Source organism: Herbaspirillum sp. RTI4, from assembly GCF_034313965.1.
Classification (GTDB): Bacteria; Pseudomonadota; Gammaproteobacteria; order Burkholderiales; family Burkholderiaceae_D; genus Herbaspirillum.
The window spans coordinates 932,526-951,767 of record NZ_JAVIWQ010000002.1 but is presented as its reverse complement, the minus strand read 5'-3'; the positions used below and the strand labels follow the sequence as shown (position 1 = coordinate 951,767).

Genomic DNA, 19,242 nt, shown 5'->3' with positions numbered 1-19,242 from the left:
TACTCGGCGGTTGAAATCATTATGTTAAAGCGGCCCCAATATGAAAACTGCGCGCATCCCCTTTAATTGGCCGTACATGACCGGTAAAGAAATGCATTACATCGCCGAAGCCCATGTCAATGGACGTCTGGCGGGGGATGGCCCCTTCACGAAACGTTGCCATGGCTGGCTTGAGTCACGCACAGGTTGCGACAAGGCTTTGCTTACCCACTCTTGCACTGCCGCACTGGAAATGGCTTCCTTATTACTGGACATACAACCCGGCGATGAAGTCATCATGCCATCCTATACCTTTGTTTCAACGGCAAATGCATTTGTGCTTCGTGGTGGCATACCGGTATTTGTCGATATTCGAGCCGACACCCTCAACCTAGATGAAAACTTGATTGAGCCAGCAATAACTTCCCGTACGCGCGTAATTGTTCCTGTCCACTACGCAGGAGTTGCCTGCGAAATGGATACGATCATGTCCATCGCCAACCGCCACGACCTGAAAGTAGTGGAAGACGCCGCTCAAGGCGTCATGGCGACCTACAAAGGACACGCATTGGGTAGCATCGGGCATATGGGGGCTTACAGTTTTCATGAAACGAAAAATGTTATCTCGGGCGAAGGCGGAGCCTTGCTGGTCAACGATCCGGACCTGGTTTCGCGCGCCGAGACCATTCGGGAAAAAGGTACTGATCGCAATCGTTTTTTCCGCGGCGAAGTAGACAAATATACCTGGCAAGAAATGGGCTCGTCTTTTCTACCTGGTGAATTGATAGCTGCCTTCCTGTGGGCGCAACTCGAAGAGGCTGATCGCATAACGCAAAAGCGCTTGACCTCGTGGCGACGGTATCACGAGCTACTTGCACCACTGGAATCCAAAGGATTGATTCGCCGTCCAATTGTCCCGGACGAATGCCAGCATAACGCGCACATGTATTACGTGATACTTTCGCCTGAAATCGATAGACATAAAGTACTGGAAGCGTTCAAACGTCACGATATTGGCGTCGTATTTCATTATGTCCCATTGCACTCTTCACCGGGTGGCAAACAATTTGGTAGGGCTCACGGAACACTGGATGTAACAAATAGCCAGTCAGAGCAACTGATTCGCCTGCCTTTGTGGGTAGCACTGAATGAGGAGCAGCAAGATAAAGTTGTTGCGGTGCTCACTCAGGCAATTTCCTAGCTAAGACCGTCGGAAAAAAGCATGACCGATGGCACTGCAAGGTAAGCGCTAACTCAAGGCCGTCTTTCGTTAAGTCGCGCCAGTGCGCATGATTGAACGAGGGTAATCCCCCCATTTTTAAGCTTGGCGGATTCAAGCGGTCACTGCAACGCGTTATTAAAAATTTCCGCCGGCGTTCTAAACCCGAGAGTTTTTCGTGGTCGGGCATTGAGCTCTGCTGCTATGTCATCTAATTCGTGTTGGGAATATTTGGCCAGTCCGCTTCCTTTTGGGAAATATTGCCTCAACAGACCATTGGTATTTTCATTAGTGCCACGTTGCCATGGACTACGAGGATCGCAAAAATAAACTTCCATATCTGTTGCGATAGTAAATTGTTTATGTGCTGAAAGCTCTTGTCCGCGATCCCAAGTTAAACTTTTGCAGATCTGATAGGGAAGTTTTTTCATCTGCTCCGTCAGTGAGTGCACCACACTTGGTGCTGTGCGGCCTTCACACTTACACAAGACGGTAAATCTAGACTGACGCTCAACTACGGTGGCTATGGCGCTGTTATTGGCACCGATAATCAGATCGCCCTCCCAGTGCCCAGGGATTGCTCGGTCTTCGATTTCAACGGGACGATCTCTGATCGAGATAGCATCCAAAATTTGCCCTCTACTACCGGCCTTATGATTTTTGGCATGGCGAAACATCCGTTTCGTTCTTAAATGTTTTTTCAGCTCTTCCCGAAATAAGGCCCGTGTCTGAATAAACAAAGATTTGTATATCGTTTCATGGGACACATACATCTCCTTGCTCGTGTCGGTCTGCCTGGTCTTTAGCCATCCAGCGATTTGCTCTGGAGACCAGTTTGAGGCGAGCCTTTCCTCTACAAGACATCTTAGGGCGGGACGTTCTGCCAGTAAGAATGATTTTGGTCGCTTCGCTCGTTTAAGAAAAGCTTGTTCAGCAATACTGGCACGATATTTAACGACGCCACCGTTCCGGGATATTTCCCTGGAAATTGTCGATGGTGAACGATTAAGTTCTCTGGCAATACTGCGAATACTGCACTCTTTGGCTAGTGCCCTAGAAATGTCTTCGCGCTCTTCAAGAGTAAGGTAAGTCGCTCGACGCTGCCTCTTTCGTGGCGTGATGCCACCGTGATAGAGCAGGTAGGAGTATATGGTTGCCGCTGGCTTCTCAATGTCCCTGGCTATTTCGCTCATCGGATATCCTTGTTGCCACATTCGCCAGATGATGGCTTTGCGATCATCGGTCATTGCTCCGTAAATACTTGGCATCGCACACCTCATCGATTTTAATTTATGATGAAAATCAGGTGTTGCAGTGACCGCTTGAATCCGCCTTAGCTAAAAGTAGAGGTTATGCTGCAAGTGCTAATTTTTGTTTTGGGGTGATGCCGCCGAGCGCCATGTTCGGTCGCTCGTGATTGTAGGTCCATAGCCATTTGGTCGCAAACTCCTGCACTTCGTCGATCGATTCAAACAGATAATGGGCCAGCCAGTCATAACGTACCGTGCGGTTGTAGCGCTCGACATACGCATTTTGCTGCGGCTGTCCTGGCTGGATGTATTCGATCCGGATGCCACGCGTTTGTGCCCAAGTCGCCAGCGTCGCGCTGATGTATTCCGGACCATTGTCGCAGCGAATGGTCAGCGGCTTACCGCGCCATTCAATGATCTGATCCAGGCAACGGACGACTCGGGCTGCCGGCAGCGAGAAATCGATATCAATGGCAAGGCCTTCGCGATTGAAGTCATCGATCACGTTGAACAAACGGATACTGCGTCCATCCGACAATTGATCATGCATGAAATCCATCGACCACACCGCGTTGATCGACTCAGGCACGTTTAACGCTTCGGGCTTTTCCCTGACCAATCGCTTCTTCGGCTTGATCCGCAAATTGCGTTCCAGCTGGCGATAAATGCGATAGACGCGCTTATGGTTCCAGCCGAACCCCTTGACGTTGCGCAGATACAGAAAGCACATGCCGAATCCCCAGTTACGCTGATTGTTGGTCAGTCTTACCAGCCAGTCCGCAATCACCGCGTTCTCGTCCGACAACTTGGCATGATAACGGTAGCAAACCACGCTGATCGCAAAGGCCGCGCACGCCACCCGGATACTGCAGCCATATTGCTGAACCGCTTTTTTGGCCATCTCTCGCCTCAGAGATGGCCTCACCACTTTTTTTGCATCGCCTCCGTCACCATCTCCGCCTTCAATCGTTCTTCGGCGTACATCTTCTTGAGCCGGCGGTTCTCTTCCTCAAGTTCCTTCATCCGGGACATCATTGACGCATCCATGCCGCCATATTTGCTGCGCCACTTATAAAACGATGCCGAACTCATCCCATGCTCCCGGCAAAGCTCCGGTACTGGCGTACCGGCCTCGGCCTGCTTCAAGATGTTGATGATCTGACTTTCCGTAAAGCGTGATGTCTTCATGTAAAACTTCCTCAAAATCTCATTTAAGAAAATTCTACTTCTAACTGAGGCGGATTCAAGCGGTCACTGCAACACCTGATTTTCATCATAAATTAAAATCGATGAGGTGTGCGATGCCAAGTATTTACGGAGCAATGACCGATGATCGCAAAGCCATCATCTGGCGAATGTGGCAACAAGGATATCCGATGAGCGAAATAGCCAGGGACATTGAGAAGCCAGCGGCAACCATATACTCCTACCTGCTCTATCACGGTGGCATCACGCCACGAAAGAGGCAGCGTCGAGCGACTTACCTTACTCTTGAAGAGCGCGAAGACATTTCTAGGGCACTAGCCAAAGAGTGCAGTATTCGCAGTATTGCCAGAGAACTTAATCGCTCACCATCGACAATTTCCAGGGAAATATCCCGGAACGGTGGCGTCGTTAAATATCGTGCCAGTATTGCTGAACAAGCTTTTCTTAAACGAGCGAAGCGACCAAAATCATTCTTACTGGCAGAACGTCCCGCCCTAAGATGTCTTGTAGAGGAAAGGCTCGCCTCAAACTGGTCTCCAGAGCAAATCGCTGGATGGCTAAAGACCAGGCAGACCGACACGAGCAAGGAGATGTATGTGTCCCATGAAACGATATACAAATCTTTGTTTATTCAGACACGGGCCTTATTTCGGGAAGAGCTGAAAAAACATTTAAGAACGAAACGGATGTTTCGCCATGCCAAAAATCATAAGGCCGGTAGTAGAGGGCAAATTTTGGATGCTATCTCGATCAGAGATCGTCCCGTTGAAATCGAAGACCGAGCAATCCCTGGGCACTGGGAGGGCGATCTGATTATCGGTGCCAATAACAGCGCCATAGCCACCGTAGTTGAGCGTCAGTCTAGATTTACCGTCTTGTGTAAGTGTGAAGGCCGCACAGCACCAAGTGTGGTGCACTCACTGACGGAGCAGATGAAAAAACTTCCCTATCAGATCTGCAAAAGTTTAACTTGGGATCGCGGACAAGAGCTTTCAGCACATAAACAATTTACTATCGCAACAGATATGGAAGTTTATTTTTGCGATCCTCGTAGTCCATGGCAACGTGGCACTAATGAAAATACCAATGGTCTGTTGAGGCAATATTTCCCAAAAGGAAGCGGACTGGCCAAATATTCCCAACACGAATTAGATGACATAGCAGCAGAGCTCAATGCCCGACCACGAAAAACTCTCGGGTTTAGAACGCCGGCGGAAATTTTTAATAACGCGTTGCAGTGACCGCTTGAATCCGCCGATACTTTTTATTGGGGGGATTACCAGCCAACGAGCCGACGCGTGTACAAGTCCAGTTCGGCAGCCAAATAATGCCAGCAGCCCTCTGCCAGATATAGGTAGTGTCACCGAACCAAACTTGATTCTGCACATCGACCACAAACTGGCGATTTAAATGATTGGGGATGTCAATGCGCTCCACCGTTGCCTGGTTGTTTGCAGATCAGGCCCAGTTCTTCCATCAAGCGGCTGACATTGACGCGAGCAATCACGTCGCCATCTTCACGCATAATTCTCATAATGCTGCGGCTACCAGCCGAACTTCGACTCTCGACAAACAATTCATGGACGCGGCTGCATAGTGCCATGCGCTGGTGTCGGATTGCCGGAATCACTCTCGATACGAGTATAGGCATGACCGTGACACATCCAATAATGCACAGACCAGTTCGACAGGATCATCACGGCAAACCTTGTCGATTATCTCGTACGTTTGATTTCTTCCGACATCAAGAGCGCGGTACTTTTTTTAAAATGGCCTTTTCGCGCTCAAGTCGATCAATACGCGCCTCAATCTCCTGAATGCGTTGCTGATCCGACGTCATCGCCTTGCTTTGCGGCGTGATGCCTTGCCGTTCCAGTTGAAGCTGGTTAACCCGGAGACGTAAAACAAACTCGCCGACACCAACCGACCGGCTCGGTTCAATGTGGCCATAGTTCTTGTCCAGAACCTGGCAGGCAGCCTGTTGCTTGAACTCGGGAGAAAACGATCATCTTTACTTGCTCATCAAACACCTCTCTTTGGCAAGTATTTTCGCCTAAATTGGTGTCTGGCTTTATTAGACCACTACAGTTTCCGAGTGACGAATCGGCCATAAAGATCATTTATCTGGCTATCGAGCAAGCAGCAAAGAAATGGACTATACCAATCCAGAATTGACGTGTTGCCTTAAATCGCTTTACGACCCAATTCGAAGAGCGTATTTAAAAGTACGCTCGTTGATACTACCGTGGATTTTACACAGAAGCGTTTACATGCTCGACATGTTAAGCCTTGTTGAATGGAATTTTTCCACTTGTCACGTCATATCGCCAATTCAATGAGGGGCAAATTCACTGCAATTACCCGTAAATTCATTAGGACAATCCCGGCGCCGAACTGCTGGATGAAATTCATCGCTGGCACTCCATAATACAATGAGTATATGGTATCCATGCCCTGTGCTTTACATAGACACGGGGCGCTTCAAAGACCGCCCCGGCCAGCGCCTCATATCCGACCTTATCCCGGACATTCTGTCCTCTGTCACCACGAATCAAAAGCCGGGCAACTGGGTTCTGCGACGGTTCCCAGCATGGATCTATCGTAAACAAACGCCCCCCTGGTTTCAGGGCGCGCCAAGCTATTTGCATGACGTCAATAGCTTCATCATCCTCAAGGTGATGAAGCAGCCCCAGAGCAAAAACGACATCGAACGGTAACAGTCTTTCGAGGTCCCCCACTGAAAGATGCTTGCAGTGGAACTCCCCGATAGGGCTGAATCGCTTGCTCGCCTGATCGATATAGTCTTGGCTGATATCGAAGCCTGAATAACTAACCTGCGGCAGATAGGCAAGAATTCCCGCGGGACCGCAACCGATATCCAATATCCGCATCCCAGTATGAGGTTTAACATAATTTGCCACAAAGCTTTTTCTGAACGAGTGCGCGCCCATAAGCAACTGAAGTGTGGAGTAAATGAGAGGATGCGAAAGAATCGCCCTTAAGCCATGCGTGATTTGTGCCATTGATTAGCCTTTGTTTTTTACGTTTGAATCTGACCCACCATTTGCATCAAATTATGACCCACCGATTGGGTTGAAAAAGGTCAAGCCGATGTCATTTTTATTTCAGACTCCTTTTCGTTTATTTGAATTGATCTGTTTTTACAACGATAGCTGTCGTTTCTCATTTCGATTATATGGCAGTGAAGGATGGCAATCCCCCTACTTCCAAGCCTTCCAAGGCGCATTCCCCGTCCCCCACAACTCTTCCAGCCGATTTTTATCTCTGAGCGTGTCCATCGGTTGCCAAAATCCTGGATGAAAATGCGCCTCGATCTGCCCCTGAGTAGCAAGCGCTTCCAGGGGATTGCGTTCCCAGAATATGTCATCCGATTCGACCAGGTCCAACACTTTAGGATTCAGCACGAAAAACCCGCCGTTAATCCAGCCACCGTCGCCTGAAGGTTTTTCCAGGAAAGAGGTGACCTGGGTGCCGCTGATTTCGAGAGCCCCAAAACGCCCCGGTGGCTGCACCGCCGTCATGGTAGCGAGCTTGCCGTGTGCCTTGTGGAATGCAATCAGCGCGGTGATATCGATCGATCCGACGCCATCGCCATACGTCATGCAAAAATCTTCGCCTTCGACATAGCGCGCAATGCGTTTAAGGCGACCGCCGGTTTGCGTTTGCTCACCGGTATCAACGAGAGTGATTTTCCACGGCTCCGCCTTGCGCTCATGGATCTCCATACTGTTTTTGGCGATGTCGATGGTGACGTCCGACATATGCAAAAAGTAATTGGCGAAATATTCTTTGATCAAATAACCTTTATACCCGCAGCAGATCACGAATTCATTCACGCCATGCGCGGAATACATCTTCATGATGTGCCACAAAATAGGCATCCCGCCAATTTCTATCATTGGCTTAGGGCGCGTGCTTGTTTCTTCGGAGATGCGGGTACCAAGACCACCTGCGAGAATGACGGCTTTCATGATCAGATTTTTTATAAAGTAATTGATAGAGATACGAATAGGCAGTGATTGAATCACCGACTGCGTTTAAGCTCACAAGCTGGACTTCTTCCCTGTTCCCCTCCGGCATTTATGTCATGCACATAAAAAGAGCATGCAGTACGACACACTTTCCAGCATACCCCCGGCTCCTCCGGTCATTGTACTGCACCCAATAGCGGTATTCCGTTGGCAAATACAGACTTGAATGATGGTATTGGCAAGAAAATGGGGAGAAATCACCTCACCACTCGCCATCCATTGCCGACCATTAACAACCGAGCCACGCAGGTATTGAGACATGGCAAGAACACGCTCACTTCCGCATCCAACCCCGTCCTCTCAAGGTAATACGTTAAGATGCCCCACCCCTCACTATCACCATTCCCCATGCCCACCTACGCCATCGGCGACTTGCAAGGCTGCGGTCAGCAACTCGAACAATTGCTGACACAACTGCACGCCGCCACCCCCGACCCGCAACTGATTTTCGTCGGCGATCTGGTCAATCGCGGTCCGCAATCGTTGACGACGCTGCGCCTGATCCGCTCGCTGGGCGCACGGGCGCAGATGGTGCTGGGCAATCACGATCTGCACCTGCTGGCGGTGGCGCACGGTATTCGCAAGAAAAACAAATCCGACACGCTCGACGACATCCTCAACGCACCAGACCGCGATGAGCTATTGGACTGGCTGCGCCGCCAACCTCTGGCGTTATGGCGCGAAGGACATTTGTTCGTCCACGCTGGGGTCTTGCCGCAATGGAATGCCGCGCAAACCGTCGCGCTGGCCGCAGAAGTGCAGGCGGTATTGAGCGGGCCGAACTGGCTCGATTTCCTGCACGACATGTACGGCGATACTCCTGCGCACTGGGACGACGCGCTGCAAGGCCATGCGCGTCTGCGCTGCATCGTCAACGCGCTAACGCGGATGCGCTTCTGCACTCCGGACGGGACGATGGAATTCAGTATCAAGGAAGGTGCCGGAACAGCCCCGGCCGGCTATCTGCCGTGGTTCGATCTACCGCACCGACAAAGCGCCGACGTCACAGTGGTCTTCGGCCACTGGTCCACACTGGGCCTGACATTGCGTCCCTACCTGCTAGGGCTAGACACCGGCTGCGTCTGGGGCGGTCAGCTTACAGCGATACGGCTATCGGATCGGGCATTGTTTCAGGTGGATTGTCCGCAAGCGCAACGACCGGGCTGAGGTCATATTGCAAGGCTGCGCCTATCGCTGCGCGCGACAGTCCCGCCAGTTCGCGGCGACCGATGCCCTCGCTGGCAATCAACGGCAGCGCCCATAACTCGGCCACCAGCGGATCAGCAAGCCGCTGCGCGCCAAGAACCGCCAGAATGCTCTCTGCAATAGTCATCTCACCGATAAAATCGGCGGCCGGATGCAATTCGCCGTGACGGTTACGATACTGCAAGGCATACGGCTGCACCGGCACACCGGCATCGATCGCCGCTTCAAACAAATTAGCGTGAAAATCCCCCAAGCCGCCTTGCGCAGTTGTGGTCCCTTCCGGGAAAAACGCAACCCTATCCCCCGCTTCAATACTGCCCACGATGCCCTGAAAAATCCGACGCACATCACGCGGCTTGCCGCGGGAAATAAAAATAGTGCCGGTTTTAGCGCACAGCCAGCCCACCATCGGCCAGCTGCGAATGTCGGATTTCGCCACAAAGCGGCAAGGTTGCAGACTATTGATGACAAAAATATCTAGCCAGGAAACATGATTGCAGACGATAAGACTGCGCTGCCCTACTGCGAAGGATGGATCTAACGATACGTCAGCCTGCCGGATCGTCAAGCGTATGCCGCAAATCCCCAGCAACCGCGCCGACCACAGGCGCGTGCGCGCTTCTTTCGACTTGGCATCCTGCCAGGGAAAAAGAAAGGCGCAGAGCGCCATGCCCACCATCAGGTGAATAATCAGACGCAGCACGCGCAGAGCGATCATGGGATTCAACGCTGGTAGGCGATATGCCCGGCGACAATCGTTGCCTGCACCTGTCCGCTCAGTTCATAACCGAGAAACGGCGTGTGCTTGCCCTGACTGGCCAAGGCCTTGGCTTCCACCATCCAGCGCACGGACGGATCAAACAGGCAAAGGTCAGCGACACTACCCAATCCCAGCTGACCTGCCGGTAAACCGGCAATCTGCGCCGCCTCAATCGTGATCTTGCTGATCGCCAGAGAGATGGCGGCCGTATCGTCGCTGGCCGTGCCGGCACCACTTTCCTGCGCCCATTTCAGCGCCAGCGACAGCAACAGTTCCAGACCGGTCGCGCCGGGCGAAGCTTCGCCGAACGGCAGAAGTTTTTCATCATCATCCACCGGCGTGTGGTCGGAGCAGATCGCATCGACTGTGCCGTCCAGCAAACCCTGACGGATTGCATCGCGGTCGCGCTGCGAGCGGAAAGGCGGCTGCACACGGGCGTTGGAATCGAAGAAACCAATATCGTTATCCGTCATGTGCATGTGATGCGCGCCGACGTCGCAGGTAATGGGCAAGCCCTCGTGCTTGGCCTGCCGTATCAGTTCCAGCCCGGCAGCGGACGACAGGCGGCAGAGATGCACACGCGCACCGGTTACCCGCACCAGTTCCAGAATCGTGTGCAGAGCGATGGTTTCCGACGATACCGGCACGCCCGAAAGGCCGAGACGGGAGGCAGTAGCGCCACTATGCGCGATACCGTGGCGACCCAGATACGGATCTTGCGGGCGCAGCCAGACGGTGTAGTCGAAGGTCTTGGCATATTGCAGTGCGCTCATCAGCACCGTGGTGTCGACGATAGGCGCATCGGCCTGCGAAAAACCGATGCAGCCGGCGTCCGTCAATTCGGCCATTTCGGTCAGCGCCACGCCCTTGAGTCCAACGGTCAGCGCACCCAGCGGATACACATTGGCCTGATTCAGCGATTTGGCGCGGTGCTTGAGCATTTCGACCAGACCCGGCTCATCGAGTACCGGATCGGTGTCCGGCGGGCAAATCAGGCTGGTGACGCCGCCGTGCATGGCGGCCTGCATTTCGGATTCCAGCGTGGCCTTGTATTCGTAACCCGGTTCGCGCAGACGGGCGCTGAGGTCAACCAATCCTGGCGCGACGATCAGGCCGCTGGCATCGATGCTGCGGTCGGCGTGAAAACCGGCTGGCGGACTGCCGATGCCGACCACCTTGCCGTTGGCAATGTACAGGTCATGCCGGGCGTTGACGCCGTTGGCGGGATCGATCAGGTGGCCGTTTTTAATATGTAGTTTCATGAATTCGTGGTTTCTTGGCGAGTCGTTTCAATGACATAAAATCGTCGGTGATCCATGCTTCTTTCTTTGCCCGCGTCCAGCCTTTCAGTTGCCTCTCGCCGGCCAGCGCCTCTTCGCGAGTGGGAAAATCTTCCGCTTTGAGCAAAGTGACGGGCCGTCTTTTTGCGGTATAGCCTGCAATACTGCCTGATTGGTGCTGGGCGATTCTACTTTCGAGCTTGTCGGTATGACCTACGTAGTAACTGTCATCAGAACAACGCAGCAAATAAACGTAAAAAGCCATACCGGTGCTTTCCTCTTTATCATGCGCCCGGGCAATGCTGTTCGACCGGCGTACCGCCGGATCCTTCGATACGCCCTGCGGGCTACTCAGGACGAACGGTTCGGGGTGGTTCGCCTTACAAAATGGTTCGGGGTGCTTCATTTTACAAAATGGTTCGGGGGTGCTTCCTCTTTCAAAACTGGTGATGCTCACTGCCACGTCCGTTCGTTTGAAACAAGCTTGGCGGTGCTGTTCGACCGGCGTACCGCCAGATCCTTCGATACGCCCTGCGGGCTACTCAGGACGAACGGTTCGGGGTGGTTCGTCTTACAAAATGGTTCGGGGTGGTTCATCTTACAAAACGGTTCGGGGGTGCTTCCTCTTTCAAAACTGGTGATGCTCACTGCCACGTCCGTTCGTTTGAAACAAGCCTGGCGGTGCTGTTCGACCGGCGTACCGCCGGATCCTTCGATACGCCCTGCGGGCTACTCAGGACGAACGGTTCGGGGTGGTTCATCTTACAAAACGGTTCGGGGTGCTTCATCTTACAAAATGGTTCGGGGTGGTTCATTTTACGGAACGGTTCAAGGTGATTCGTCTTACAAAACTGATCGTAATCACTGCCACATCTGCGCGTATATCATCCTGCGTCCAAAATAAATGGCCATCTCATATTTCTAACGCTATGACTCACCACCAACCGTTCGTCCTGAGTAGCCCGCAGGGCGTATCGAAGGATCGGCCCGATAGGGCCGGAGAAGCTGTCAGCAACACTAGTCAGTTCAATTCCCCGCCAAAATACTCATAACCGCCATCCGCACGGCAATCCCGAAGGTCACTTGCGGCAAAATCACCGCCTGACCGCCATCGGCCACGGCGGAATCGATTTCCACGCCACGGTTCATTGGCCCGGGGTGCATCACGATGGCGTCCGGCTTGGCCAGCGCCAGTCGTTCCGGCGTCAAGCCGTAGCTTTTGAAAAATTCTTGCGCCGATGGCAACAACGCGCCGCTCATGCGTTCGTTTTGCAGGCGCAGCATGATGATGACGTCCACATCCTTGAGGCCCTGATTCATGTCGGTAAACACGCGCACGCCCATTTGTTCCAGTCCACTCGGCAGCAAGGTACGTGGACCGATGGCGCGCACTTCCGGCACGCCCAGCGTAGTCAGCGCGTGGATGTCGGAACGCGCCACCCGGCTGTGCAAGATGTCGCCGACGATGGCTACGCGCAGGTTGGTCAGGTCTTTCTTGTAGTGCCGGATCGTGTACATGTCCAGCAAGCCCTGCGTCGGATGGGCATGACGGCCATCACCGGCGTTGACTACGTGCACATGCGTCTGCCGGGTGTCGACCAGATGCTTGGCGATCAGGTAAGGCGCGCCGGACTGGGCGTGACGCACCACGAACATGTCGGCGTGCATCGCGGCCAGATTGTCGATGGTGTCGAGCAGGGACTCGCCCTTGCTGGCGCTGGAGGCGGAAATATTGAGGTTGATGACGTCCGCCGACAGCCGCTTGGAAGCAATCTCAAACGTCGTGCGCGTGCGCGTGGAATTTTCAAAAAACAGGTTGAAGACGCTTTTGCCACGCATCAGCGGCACTTTTTTGACTTCGCGGTCGCTGATGCCGACGAAAGACGAGGCCGTGTCCAGAATATGCGTCACGATGGCCGGCGGCAAACCTTCTATCGACAACAAATGTTGCAGTTCGCCGTTTTTATTGAGTTGTGGATTAAGCATGGACCACCGAAAGAGAAAAGCGGCCGTCGTCGGCGCGTTGGAATAACAGCGACTGACCTGCGGTCAGCGCAACCCGGGTGCCGAGGAAGTCGGCGGCAATCGGCAATTCGCGGCCGCCGCGATCGGCCAGCGCCACCAGGATGATCCTGGCGGGACGGCCGTAATCGAATAATTCGTTGATGGCCGCGCGCGTGGTGCGGCCGGTGTAGAGCACGTCGTCGATCAGCACAATCGTGGCACCTTCGACTTCAAACGGGATCTGGCTGGGCTTGACGTCGCTGCGCAGGCCTTTTTCGGCGTAATCGTCGCGATAGAAAGAGGAGTCGATGAAACCGAGACGCGCTGTCAGCTGCAAGTCTGCCGCCAGACGTTCCGCCAGCCAGGCGCCGCCGGAATGGATGCCGACGAGGGCGACGTCAGGCACATCCTGCAAGCCGGCTTTAATTTGTTGCGCCAGAGAAGCGTACAAGGCTTCGGCATCGAATTCCGTTAAGGGCGAGGTAGTAGTCAGCGTCATGTGCAGTCAATTCCCGTCAAAATATTGTTGCAAGATCAGTGCCGCAGCCTGCGCATCGACATGTTCGCCGCGCCGCTGCACCAGAACCGCCGAGGTATAGCGCTCGTCGATCAGGGCGATGGCCACGCCGTAGCGGCCGTGCAACTGGTTGGCGAAACGGCGGCAGCGCTGCGTCATTTCGTGTTCTGCGCCATCGGGATGTACCGGCACGCCGACGACGCACAAACCCGGTTGCCAGGACGCCATCAGCGCGGCGATTTCGGCAAATTTGCCGTCGTTGGTGGCGGCGCTGACGATGCTCAGGGGCTGCGCCTGTTTCAGCAAGGTATTGCCTACCGCGACGCCGATGCGCTTGAGGCCGAAATCAAAGGCCAGTACCGTCAAGTGCTGAGCGGCTACCGGCGTGGCATCGTTTTCTGCGCTCGTTCCGTCCTCAGGCATGACCGCAATCGGCCGTCAGCATGATCGGATCTATGCCCAGCAAGGCCAGCGCTGCGGTGAAGCGTTCTTCAATCGGTAAATTGAAAATGATATTGGGGTCGGCTTGCACGGTCAGCCAGCCGTTACGGGCGATTTCGCCTTCGAGCTGCCCGGCGCTCCAGCCGGAACAGCCTATCGTGACCAGCATCTCATCAGGACCGGCACCATGCGCTGCCGCTTCCAGCACATCCTTGGAGGTGGTCAGCGATATGGCCTCCGTTACTTGCAAGGTCGAAGAATACGAGTCCAGGGAGGAATGCAGCACAAAGCCGCGCTCAACCTGCACCGGCCCGCCAAACATTACCGGGCGGGCATATTTCAGCGGCCGGAAGCGTTCTGCGTCGGAGACGATTTCCAGCTTCAGATTGATGCGGTCGAACAGCACGTCCATGCTCATGTCAGTGGGCTTGTTGATGACCACGCCGAGTGCGCCGTTTTTATTGTGCTCGCACATATACACCACGCTGCCGCCGAAAATCGGGTCGAGCATGGAGGGCATGGCAATAAGGAAATGGTTGGTCAGGTCCATCAGCAGGGGTTCGTCGTCTTCAGTCGTGCCGGAACCGGTCAGGCCGGAGGCGGCCGCGCCAATGGAAGAGAGGTGAATCAGGGGAGAGGTGCGTTGCTTCGTCATGCCTGACATTTTAGCAGGTCAGGGGGGGTAAATGCTTGCCCTGCCCCCTCCTGACCCTTGTGCCTGCCTGTGTGCCTGCTTACACGCCGTGAGAGCGCAGCCAGGTCAGGGCGCGCTGCCAGCCGTCTTTGGCATCGGCCGCGACATAGCTGGGGCGGTAGTCGGCATTGAAGGCATGGCCTGAATTCGGAAAGACGACGAATTCGGAACGGTTGCCGGCGGCCTCCAGTGCGGCCTTCAAGCGTTGCACGCTGGCAACCGGAATGCCAGCGTCCTTGCCGCCGTACATGCCCAGCACCGGCACTTTCAGCGTGGCAGCGATATCGATGGGATTGGCCGGCATCAGTGCCGATTTTTCACCCTCGGGTTTGCCATACCAGACCACGCCTGCTTTGACCTGCGGATTATGTGCGCAATACAACCAGGTAATCCGACCGCCCCAGCAAAAGCCGTTGATACCGAGGCGTTTCATGTCACCGCCGTTGTCCTTGGCCCAGTCAACATAGGCATCAAGATCGCCCAGCACTTGCGCATCCGGCGTTTTGGAGATGATCTTTTCGTTCAGTTCCGTGATGGTCGGATAGGCCGACGGATCGCCCTGGCGAATGAACAGTTCCGGCGCAATCGCCAGATAGCCCTGCTTGGCGAAACGGCGGGCGATATCGGCGATATGCGCATGGACGCCGAAAATTTCAGAAATTACCAACACCACCGGCAGATGCGTTTTGCCAGCCGGTTTAGCGACATAGGCTGGCACCCGCTGCCCATCGACCATCACGCCAACCTCGAACACTTCGAGCCCGACACTATCGGTATGAATCACGGTTTGCGCCATCACTGGCGATACGGCAGCCGCGAAACTGGCTCCCAGAGCCGTTTTCAGGAAGGCGCGGCGATTGCCGTCCTCAAACAAAGCGTTGGTACCGACCAGACTATCCAGATCCCGTTGCACGTCATTCATGGCGTTCCCTCAAGTGATCCTGCATAAAAAAAACTCGCTGGCGCAGCGTCAGTGCGCCTCCTCCCAATTATTGCCAACGCCGACTTCCGCCGTCAGCGGCACTTTCAACTGTGCCACGCCGGCCATCAGTTGGGGTAATTTTTCGCGTATCAGCGGCAGCTCTTCCTGCGTGACCTGCAGCACCAGTTCATCGTGCACCTGCATGATCAACAGCGAGTGCAAGCGTTCTCGCTCGATAAAGTCCTGCACCGCCACCATCGCCAGTTTGATCAGGTCGGCCGCCGTCCCCTGCATAGGCGCATTGATCGCGGCGCGTTCCGCACCCTGGCGACGCGGGCCGTTCGGCGAATTGATTTCAGGCAACCACAAGCGACGGCCAAAAACCGTTTCAACATAGCCCTGTTCCTTGGCCAGCAGCCGCGTTTCATCCATGAAGCGTTTGACGCCGGCAAAGCGCAGGAAATATTTGTCGATGTACATTTGCGCCGCGCCGCGCTCGATGCCCAGATTGCCGGCCAGTCCGAACGCACTCATGCCGTAAATCAGACCGAAGTTGATGACCTTGGCGTAGCGCCGCTGCTCAGACCCGACTTCGCTCGGTGCCATGCCGAAAATTTCAGCGGCGGTGGCGCGATGGATGTCTTCGCCGGCGGCAAAGGCGCGCAGCATGGCTTCATCGCCGGACAAGTGCGCCATGATGCGCAATTCAATCTGCGAATAATCCGCCGAGACAATGACACTACCGGCTGGCGCAATGAAGGCTTCGCGGATGCGTCGCCCTTCGGCGGTGCGCACCGGAATATTTTGCAGATTCGGTTCGTTCGACGCCAGCCGCCCGGTCACCGCCACGGCTTGCGCGTAGTTGGTATGCACCCGGCCGGTATCGGGATTGACCATCTTCGGCAGCTTGTCGGTGTAGGTCGATTTCAGTTTGGACAGGCTGCGGTAATCGAGCAGTATCTTCGGCAGCGGGTAATCTTCCGCCAGTTTCTGCAAGACATCTTCATCCGTCGAGGGCGTGCCGGAGGGAGTTTTTTTGACCACCGGCAATTGCAGTTTGACGAACAGGATTTCCGCCAGTTGCTTGGGCGAATTCAGGTTGAACGGCTGCTCGGCCAGCGCGTAGGCTTGCTGTTCGATGTCGAGCATTTTGCGGCCCAGTTCGTTCGACTGTATGCCGAGCAAATCCGAGTCGATCAGCACGCCGTTGCGTTCGATTTTTTGCAGCACGACGGCGGCCGGCAGTTCGATTTTTTCGTAGATATAACGCAAGGCATCGACGCTTTCCACCTGCGGCCACATGGCGTGGTGCAACTGCAAGGTGATATCGGCATCCTCGGCGGCATAGGCAGTGGCGCGCTCCAGATCGACTTCGTCAAAACCGATCTGCGACGCGCCCTTGCCGCAGACCTCGGTATAGGCAATGGTCTTGTGTCCCAGATGACGCAAGGCAAGGCTATCCATGTCGTGCGTGCGGTGCGATTCAAAGACGTAGGATTCCAGCATCGTATCGTGCGCGACACCCTGCAAAGCGATGCCGTGATTAGCGAAAATATGGCTGTCGTATTTCATGTTTTGGCCGACCTTGCGCTGCGCCGGGTCTTCCAGCCAGGGCTTGAGAACGGCCAGCACCTGTTCCAGCGGCAATTGCGCCGGGGCATCCTGATAACGATGCGCCACCGGGATGTAGGCGGCGTAGCCGGGCGTGCAACACAGCGAAATGCCAACCAGCCGCGCCTGCATGGTGTTGAGCGAAGTGGTTTCGGTATCGAGCGCGGTCAGTTCTGCGTCCGTGATGATCTGTAGCCAGTGATCGAGCCGCTCTGCGGTCAGCACCAGTTCGTAATCGGTAGGAAGAGGGGCTGCTAGCGGGGCAACCGGCGTGGCGGAGGGATGCGTGGCAGAAGCCGGGGAATCGACCGAAACATCAAACAATCCCCCCTGCCCGGCAGCGGCGGCCGGTGGCGCGGATGCCGCCACGAGGTTGGTGAGATCGCGCAGCCAGCTCTTGAAGTTGTATTCGGTGTACAAAGCCATCAGCGCCTGATTGTCGGCCTCGCCCGCTTGCAGCGATTCCGCGATCGACACCATGTGGCCGGCCAGATCGCAATCGGTCTTGACCGTGACCAGCACCTTGGCTTGCGGCAACCAGTCCAGCGCCTTGCGCAAATGCTCGCCGACTGCGCCGCTGATGTCGGCGGCATGGGCGATGACGCCGTCCAGAGAGTCGTATTTGGCGAGCCATTTCACCGCGGTCTTGGGGCCGACTTTATCCACGCCGGGGACGTTATCGACGGTGTCGCCAATCAAACTCAGATAATCGACGATGCGTTCCGGCGGCACGCCGAACTTGGCGATGACGGCTTCGCGGTCGAGTGTTTCATTGCTCATGGTGTTGATCAGCGTCACATGCGCGTTGACCAGTTGCGCCAGATCTTTGTCGCCGGTGGAAACGATGGTGTCGAGTCCGTGCTGCGAGGCCAGCACTGCCAGCGTACCGATGACGTCGTCGGCTTCCACGCCGTCGACCATCAAAATCGGCCAACCCATGGCGCGCACCGCGGCGTGGATAGGCTCGATTTGCAGCACCAGATCTTCCGGCATCGATTTGCGGGTAGCTTTGTAATCGGCGTACAGGTCGTCGCGGAAAGTTTTTCCTTTGGCGTCGAAAACACAGGCCAGGTAACTTGCGGGATAATCGGTGCGCAGACGGCGCAGCATGTTGATGAACCCATACAACGCTCCGGTCGGCGCGCCCTGCGCGTTACGCATATCCGGCAAAGCATGAAAAGCGCGATATAAATAACTCGAACCGTCGACTAACAACAAGGTTTTTTGCATATGGAAATTAGAGGGAAGAAAGTACCGCGCCTGCGGGAAATAATCGATATCGAACGCGCCACGTCAAAGAAGGCCCGCGAATCGTGGCATATGCTGACGATTATGGCAGAGTTCATCGAGTCTACCGAACGTCTTTCAGAACTGCGGCCCGCCGTCTCGGTGTTCGGATCGGCGCGTATCAAGCCGGACAACCCTTATTACGATTTGTGCGTGGATATCTCCCGGCGTTTGTCCGATGAGGGTTTTGCTGTTATTTCCGGCGGCGGGCCGGGCATCATGGAAGCGGCCAACAAGGGCGCGTTTGAAGGACTATCGTCATCGGTCGGACTAAATATCGAGTTGCCGCACGAACAGACCAGCAACAAGTGGCAGGATATTTCCATCACGTTCCGTCATTTCTTCGCGCGCAAGGTGGCGTTTGTGCGCTATGCAGATGCTTACGTGGTGCTGCCGGGCGGTTTCGGCACGATGGATGAGCTGTCCGAGGCGCTGACGCTGATTCAGACCGGCAAATCGCGCCGGATTCCAGTCATTCTGGTCGGCTCCACCTTTTGGAGCGGTTTGCTGGACTGGTTCCGCTCGCAATTGGTGGCCGACGGCATGATCGCTGAAAAAGATCTGGATCTGATGCAAGTGATCGACGATCCGGCCGAAGTGGTGCAGGCTATCCTCGATTTTTACGAGGATCAGACCACTCCGCCGGAAAGCGAACAGGAAAGCGGCATGTATTTATAGTCAAGATGCAGCCAAGTCCGCACAACGGCTGCTTTCAGGCCGGTTTGACGCGGGGAGTTTGTTACAATGCCCTGTGCCGCTGCATATTGCTACGGAACTTCTGATAAAGCATGGCGAACTGCGCAATCTCCGGGCA

17 protein-coding genes and 1 pseudogene are annotated in these 19,242 nt (G+C 54.8%); 4 read left to right on the top strand and 14 right to left on the bottom strand.

The genetic code is table 11. The annotated features are described in order from the left end of the window. Window positions 1–40: 40 nt before the first annotated feature. Entirely contained in the window at window positions 41–1,180 is a 1,140-nt protein-coding gene (gene rffA / locus RGU70_RS04525) for a dTDP-4-amino-4,6-dideoxygalactose transaminase (RefSeq protein ID WP_322208207.1), read from the top strand. A 140-nt stretch (window positions 1,181–1,320) separates the two neighbouring features. Here the strand turns inward: rffA and RGU70_RS04520 are convergent, their stop codons facing one another. Continuing rightward, on the bottom strand, window positions 1,321–2,466 hold the full coding sequence (locus RGU70_RS04520) for an IS30 family transposase (RefSeq protein ID WP_322207422.1): 1,146 nt from the start codon (window positions 2,464–2,466) through the stop codon (window positions 1,321–1,323). Window positions 2,467–2,548: 82 nt separating this feature from the next. Further along, window positions 2,549–3,636, bottom strand: a protein-coding gene (locus RGU70_RS04515) for an IS3 family transposase (RefSeq protein ID WP_322208206.1) whose coding sequence is annotated in 2 segments (ribosomal slippage) — window positions 2,549–3,384 and window positions 3,384–3,636 — 1,089 coding nt in all. Because the reading frame shifts where the segments join, the coding sequence is not laid out codon by codon here. Between the two features lie 113 nt (window positions 3,637–3,749). Here RGU70_RS04515 and RGU70_RS04510 point away from each other — a divergent pair. Next, window positions 3,750–4,895, top strand: coding sequence for an IS30 family transposase (locus RGU70_RS04510; protein WP_322207422.1), 1,146 nt, complete (start codon window positions 3,750–3,752; stop codon window positions 4,893–4,895). A 38-nt stretch (window positions 4,896–4,933) separates the two neighbouring features. Here the strand turns inward: RGU70_RS04510 and RGU70_RS04505 are convergent. From RGU70_RS04505 to rfbF, 3 genes and pseudogenes are all read right to left on the bottom strand, one after another. Then, window positions 4,934–5,659, bottom strand: a pseudogene (locus RGU70_RS04505) (IS3 family transposase); the annotation flags it as partial. Window positions 5,660–6,062: 403 nt separating this feature from the next. Beyond that, window positions 6,063–6,677, bottom strand: a complete 615-nt coding sequence (locus RGU70_RS04500; protein WP_322208205.1) for a class I SAM-dependent methyltransferase — start codon at window positions 6,675–6,677, stop codon at window positions 6,063–6,065. 198 nt (window positions 6,678–6,875) lie between these two features. After that, window positions 6,876–7,646, bottom strand: coding sequence for a glucose-1-phosphate cytidylyltransferase (gene rfbF, locus RGU70_RS04495; protein ID WP_322208204.1), 771 nt, complete (start codon window positions 7,644–7,646; stop codon window positions 6,876–6,878). A gap of 408 nt (window positions 7,647–8,054) precedes the next feature. Between rfbF and RGU70_RS04490 the strand changes: the two genes are divergently transcribed. Further along, window positions 8,055–8,873 (top strand): symmetrical bis(5'-nucleosyl)-tetraphosphatase, encoded by an 819-nt coding sequence (locus RGU70_RS04490; protein WP_322208203.1) that lies wholly within the window; start codon window positions 8,055–8,057, stop codon window positions 8,871–8,873. Here RGU70_RS04490 and RGU70_RS04485 read toward each other — a convergent pair. From RGU70_RS04485 to polA, 9 genes are all read right to left on the bottom strand, one after another. Then, entirely contained in the window at window positions 8,803–9,630 is an 828-nt protein-coding gene (locus RGU70_RS04485; protein ID WP_322208202.1) for a lysophospholipid acyltransferase family protein, read from the bottom strand. The genes RGU70_RS04490 and RGU70_RS04485 overlap by 71 nt on opposite strands. Window positions 9,631–9,635: 5 nt before the next feature. Then, complete coding sequence (locus RGU70_RS04480; protein WP_322208201.1) at window positions 9,636–10,934, bottom strand: dihydroorotase; 1,299 nt, start codon at window positions 10,932–10,934, stop codon at window positions 9,636–9,638. Beyond that, window positions 10,918–11,409, bottom strand: coding sequence for a GIY-YIG nuclease family protein (locus tag RGU70_RS04475; RefSeq protein WP_322208200.1), 492 nt, complete (start codon window positions 11,407–11,409; stop codon window positions 10,918–10,920). Before RGU70_RS04475 ends, RGU70_RS04480 begins: the two co-directional genes overlap by 17 nt. A gap of 569 nt (window positions 11,410–11,978) precedes the next feature. Further along, on the bottom strand, window positions 11,979–12,938 hold the full coding sequence (locus RGU70_RS04470; RefSeq protein ID WP_322208199.1) for an aspartate carbamoyltransferase catalytic subunit: 960 nt from the start codon (window positions 12,936–12,938) through the stop codon (window positions 11,979–11,981). Then, window positions 12,931–13,455, bottom strand: coding sequence for a bifunctional pyr operon transcriptional regulator/uracil phosphoribosyltransferase PyrR (gene pyrR, locus RGU70_RS04465; RefSeq protein ID WP_322208198.1), 525 nt, complete (start codon window positions 13,453–13,455; stop codon window positions 12,931–12,933). The genes RGU70_RS04470 and pyrR overlap by 8 nt, the downstream gene beginning before the upstream one ends. A 6-nt stretch (window positions 13,456–13,461) precedes the next feature. Beyond that, on the bottom strand, window positions 13,462–13,896 hold the full coding sequence (gene ruvX / locus RGU70_RS04460; RefSeq protein WP_322208197.1) for a Holliday junction resolvase RuvX: 435 nt from the start codon (window positions 13,894–13,896) through the stop codon (window positions 13,462–13,464). Continuing rightward, window positions 13,889–14,569 (bottom strand): YqgE/AlgH family protein, encoded by a 681-nt coding sequence (locus RGU70_RS04455; protein WP_416186477.1) that lies wholly within the window; start codon window positions 14,567–14,569, stop codon window positions 13,889–13,891. The genes ruvX and RGU70_RS04455 overlap by 8 nt, the downstream gene beginning before the upstream one ends. A 79-nt stretch (window positions 14,570–14,648) precedes the next feature. Beyond that, window positions 14,649–15,530 (bottom strand): dienelactone hydrolase family protein, encoded by an 882-nt coding sequence (locus tag RGU70_RS04450; RefSeq protein WP_322208195.1) that lies wholly within the window; start codon window positions 15,528–15,530, stop codon window positions 14,649–14,651. A gap of 48 nt (window positions 15,531–15,578) precedes the next feature. Next, window positions 15,579–18,371, bottom strand: coding sequence for a DNA polymerase I (gene polA, locus RGU70_RS04445; protein WP_322208194.1), 2,793 nt, complete (start codon window positions 18,369–18,371; stop codon window positions 15,579–15,581). On the opposite strand from polA, the gene RGU70_RS04440 reads away from it, so the two are divergent. Next, complete coding sequence (locus tag RGU70_RS04440) at window positions 18,372–19,106, top strand: TIGR00730 family Rossman fold protein (protein WP_322208193.1); 735 nt, start codon at window positions 18,372–18,374, stop codon at window positions 19,104–19,106. It abuts the gene before it with no gap. The last annotated feature ends 136 nt before the right edge of the window (window positions 19,107–19,242 follow it).